General features: G+C 36.7%; 4 protein-coding genes. All 4 read left to right on the top strand.

All coding sequences use genetic code 11. The features are described from left to right. Nucleotides 1-121: 121 nt before the first annotated feature. Complete coding sequence (rlmF, locus tag WBN20_RS09060) at nt 122-1,078, top strand: 23S rRNA (adenine(1618)-N(6))-methyltransferase RlmF (protein WP_424281455.1); 957 nt, start codon at nt 122-124, stop codon at nt 1,076-1,078. A 236-nt stretch (nt 1,079-1,314) separates the two neighbouring features. Then, on the top strand, nt 1,315-2,352 hold the full coding sequence (locus tag WBN20_RS09065) for an acetamidase/formamidase family protein (RefSeq protein ID WP_424281456.1): 1,038 nt from the start codon (nt 1,315-1,317) through the stop codon (nt 2,350-2,352). Between the two features lie 61 nt (nt 2,353-2,413). Beyond that, complete coding sequence (locus WBN20_RS09070; protein ID WP_424281457.1) at nt 2,414-3,373, top strand: hypothetical protein; 960 nt, start codon at nt 2,414-2,416, stop codon at nt 3,371-3,373. 214 nt (nt 3,374-3,587) lie between these two features. Continuing rightward, on the top strand, nt 3,588-4,792 hold a 1,205-nt coding region (locus WBN20_RS09075), incomplete at its 3' end, for a GH36-type glycosyl hydrolase domain-containing protein (protein WP_424281458.1).

Below are 4,792 nucleotides of genomic sequence, written 5' to 3' on the forward strand. Positions count from 1 at the left end.
AGTCAAAATCTAGTGTAAAGCATGTGACTTTAACTTTGTAAACCATCTGCCTTAACGAACATGTTTAGGAGCTTATGGAGTGAAAAGCTTCGAATAGCCATTTAAAAAATCATAATAAATCATGTCATCAGAAAAAAGACAAGAAAAAAAAACAAGACTACATTCTCGAAATAAAAATCGAGAAAGATATGATTTAAATGCATTGACAACTTCTAATCCTGAATTACTGAATTATATAGAGCCTAATAAATATGGGGAGGATTCAGTCGATTTTTCAAATCCAGTTGCGATAAAAACATTAAACAAAGCATTGCTAAACCATTATTACGGAATTAAAAACTGGGAATTCCCTGATGGAAATTTATGTCCTCCAATACCGGGAAGAGCAGATTACATTCACCAAATTGCCGATATATTAGCCGAAAATAATTTTGGGACAATACCAATTGGCGATATAATTACTTGCATTGATATTGGTGTGGGGGCTAGTTGTATTTACCCTATAATTGGAGTTACAGAATATGGTTGGAATTTTATTGGGTCTGATATTGATCCCAAATCGATAGAATCAGCTAAAAATATTGTCAATTCCAATTCTTCACTTAAGGATAAGATTGAGTGTAGATTGCAAGAGAATCGGAAAGATGTTTTTTTTGGGATAATAGGTAGAGAAGATAAAATTGATTTCTCTATATGTAATCCTCCTTTTCATTCTTCTTTAGAAGATGCTCAAAAAGGAACACGAAGAAAAGTCAGGAATCTGTCAGGAAAAAAAGAAAAAAACCCAACACTTAACTTTGCAGGAATTAGTAATGAACTTATATGTGATGGCGGAGAATATAAGTTTATTCATAATATGGTAAAAGAAAGTAAAAAATTCTCTAAAAACTGCTTTTGGTTTTCAACTTTAGTATCAAAACAATCTAATCTAAAAGGAATTTATAAATTATTAGAAAAAATTGAGGCCAATCAGATCAAAACGATTCCCATGGGAAGTGGGAATAAATCTAGTCGGATTGTAGCTTGGACATTCTTTTCTAAAGAAGAACAAAAAGAATGGAGAGAAACTAGATGGTAAATATAATTTTAGAATTAATTATTAACCTGTGTATAACATTGGAAATAAGCCATAGCTGCACATTATTAAGTTCGAGCCGAGCTAAGCCTCATGCTCGGAACGTTGGCCTTCATTACAAAACAGAATAAATCATATGATTCCACTTTTCAGAAAACTCCGAAAAAAATTGGCAGATGATAAGAAGCCATTAAAACGGCTCATATACTAAACGTTGGTATTAATTAAATTATGGAAAAATGAAACGCACACTATTTTTTGTATTTCTTATCATCACTTTCAGTTGTAAAGAAGTGGATAAAGAAAACCAGTTAAATACGGATAATTCAACTGTGGTCCCGTTTGAAAACATCCCTGAACCGGACTTCACAATTACTACTAACGAAACGACGCACAATAAATTTAGCAGCGAAATTCCTCCAGTATTAACCGTTACTAATGGCAGTATCATTGAAGCATTTACCCAAGAAGCCACCGGAGGGCAGTTGAATATCAACTCAACCATAGAAGATATTAAAAATGTGGATATGGACAAGGTTCACACTTTAACCGGGCCTATTTATGTGAAAGGAGCCGAAGTGGGCGATGTTTTGGCTGTAGAACTTCTTGACTTAGAACCTGGTGATTGGGGATGGACCGCTATGGAACCCGGATTTGGATTTCTAGCCGGCGAGCACGAATCAGAATTATTCAAAACCTATGAATTGGATAAAAAGAACAATCTTGTACGCTTTTCGAAAAACGTTCATATTTCTTTAAAACCATTTGCTGGCGTCATGGGCGTCGCACCTGATACAACAGCCATGTTATCTACCATCCCACCACGTGCTAATGGCGGCAATATGGATGATCCGCATTTGGTGAAAGGAGTAACTGTTTACTTCCCGATTTTTGTAAAGGGGGCCTTATTTTCCATTGGCGACACACATGCAGTTCAAGGACTTGGTGAAGTCGTTGGAACGGCTGTAGAATGTGATATGAGAATTCGATTCCGATTAAAAGTCCTAAAAGGCAAAACAATAAAAGAACCTCAATATGAATCGGAAGAATATTATGCAACCACGGGATTTGGCATAACCATTGATGAAGCGGCTAAAAAAGCAACTAGATATATGGTAGAACATATTTCCGAAACTTATGAAATGCCATGGGATGAAGCATATATGTTATGCTCTCTTATTGGAGATTTAAAAATAGCAGAAGTAGTCGATGAACCACATATGTTAGTTACTATGCATATTCCTAAAAGTGTTTTTCAAACAATGGAAATAAACTAATGCCAGCAATTAATAAAATGCATTAAACGTATCTTATACAATACCATTGGTTGTAATTAAAATGAACGAACAACAAATCATAGAATGGTTGCTTGAAGGTGATGTTTCAATACAATATCAGGTGCACCGGGATTTGTTAGGAGATGACAGAAAGGATTTGCAGGACAGGATAGCCAATGAAGGTTGGGGAAAACAATTTTTATCCAAACGAAATCAAAACGGTCATTGGGGAAGGAAATTTTATCAACCTAAATGGATTTCTACACACTATACATTACTAGACCTTCGTAACTTGAATCTTAGCCCCAAAAACGATATTGTAAAGGAGGTTATTCAGTTCGTATTATCCTCAGGAAAGTCTGAAGACGGAGGAATTCCTTTGGGACCTTCAACAGCAAAATTTAGTGACGTTTGTGTAAATGGAATGTTTCTGAATTACGCTTCATACTTCAAGACCGAAGAGCACGAATTATATTCCGTTGTAGATAGTATTCTGAGTGAGATAATGCCAGATGGTGGCTTCAATTGTAGAACAACTAGGAGTGGCGCTACACATAGTTCTTTGCATACGACAATCTCAGTACTAGAAGGATTGTATGAATTCCATAAGTCAGGATACACTTATCGAATGAATGAAATTCAGAGTGCCAAAGCGAGCGCTGAGGAATTTATCCTATTGCATCAGCTGTTTCTCTCTGACCACACAGGCAAAATCATAAATAAGGAATTCTTAAAAATGCCCTATCCAAGTAGATGGAAATACAACATCCTACGTGCATTGGACTATTTTCAATATGCTAAATGCAAGTGGGACAAAAGGATGGAACTAGCAATACGGGAATTAGAAAAAAAGCGAAATAAGTACTCAAGCTGGAATTCACAAGCCAAACATCCCGGACAGACTCATTTTGAAATGGAAAAAGCTGGGAAACCAGGCAGGTGGAATACGCTGAAAGCATTGAGAGTTTTAAAACATTATAAAATAGAAAAACTACAGTCTACAATGCATAAAATATATTAAGTCACAAAACCCTGCTATACGAATTAAAGAAGTTGAGTTGGCTTGTATATTTAATTCTGGTAGCGCTTACCCTAAGAACCTTTTTCAAGACACTTTTGGCCTAGGAAAAGCTAAAATTTGCTCAAAATTTCTAAGAACATTTGATTACTTTTAATCTGTATTCAGCTCTGATAAAAAAACGCATTTCCAGGGCCAAAGATTAAACCAAACCACTATGAAATACGGCTATTTTGATGACGAAAACAGGGAATATGTAATTACAAATCCCAAAACCCCATATCCCTGGATAAATTACCTTGGCAATGAGGATTTCTTCTCACTTACCTCCAATACCGGGGGAGGGTATACTTTTTATAAAGATGCAAAATTCCGAAGGTTAACCCGTTATAGATATAACAATATTCCTATAGATAACGGTGGTAAATATTTTTATGTCAATGATGGAGATACTACCTGGTCTCCCGGCTGGAAACCGGTTAAAACAGAACTGGACCATTATGAATGCCGCCATGGCATGAGTTATACCAAGTTTAAGGCTGCTAAAAATAAACTGGAGGTAGAAGTACTGCAATTTATCCCTCTGGGTTTCTTGGGGGAAATTCAGAAAGTAAGCTTAAAGAATGCTTCCTCCGACACTAAAAAAATAAAATTGTTTTCTTTTATTGAATGGTGCCTGTGGAATGCTGAGGACGACATGACCAATTTTCAGCGAAACTTTTCCACGGGTGAAGTTGAAGTAAAAGACTCCGTAATTTACCACAAGACAGAATTTAAGGAACGCCGGAATCATTATGCCTTTTATTCGGTAAACAGCCCTATTGATGGCTATGATACAGACAGGGAAACCTTTATTGGTCTGTACAATGATTTAGATTCCCCGGATGTGGTGGGTTCAGGACATTCAAAAAACTCTATTGCCCACGGCTGGTCTCCAATTGCATCACATTACCTTGAAATAGAGCTTAAGCCTGGAGAAGCAAAAGAATTGATTTTTATGCTGGGTTATGTGGAGGTAGAGAAAGACAATAAATGGGAAAGTAAGTCGGTCATTAATAAACAACCTGCCCAGGACATGATCTCGGCTTATGATACATCAGAAAAAGTAAATAAAGCCCTTGAAGAGCTAAGAACATATTGGGATAATCTTTTGGGGAAGATCTCTATTGAGTCTGAAGACCCCCGTTTAGACAGGATGGTTAATATCTGGAATCAATACCAGTGCATGGTAACTTTTAATATGTCTCGCTCCGCATCCTTCTTTGAGTCTGGAATTGGCCGCGGCATGGGGTTTCGGGATTCGAATCAGGATCTTATCGGATTTGTACATCAAATTCCTGAAAGAGCGCGCGAACGAATTTATGATATTGCCTCTACCCAATTTGAAGATGGTTCCTGTTACCATCAGTATCAGCCCCTTAC

It is taken from the genome of Eudoraea sp., assembly GCF_049665975.1.
Lineage (GTDB): Bacteria > Bacteroidota > Bacteroidia > Flavobacteriales > Flavobacteriaceae > Eudoraea.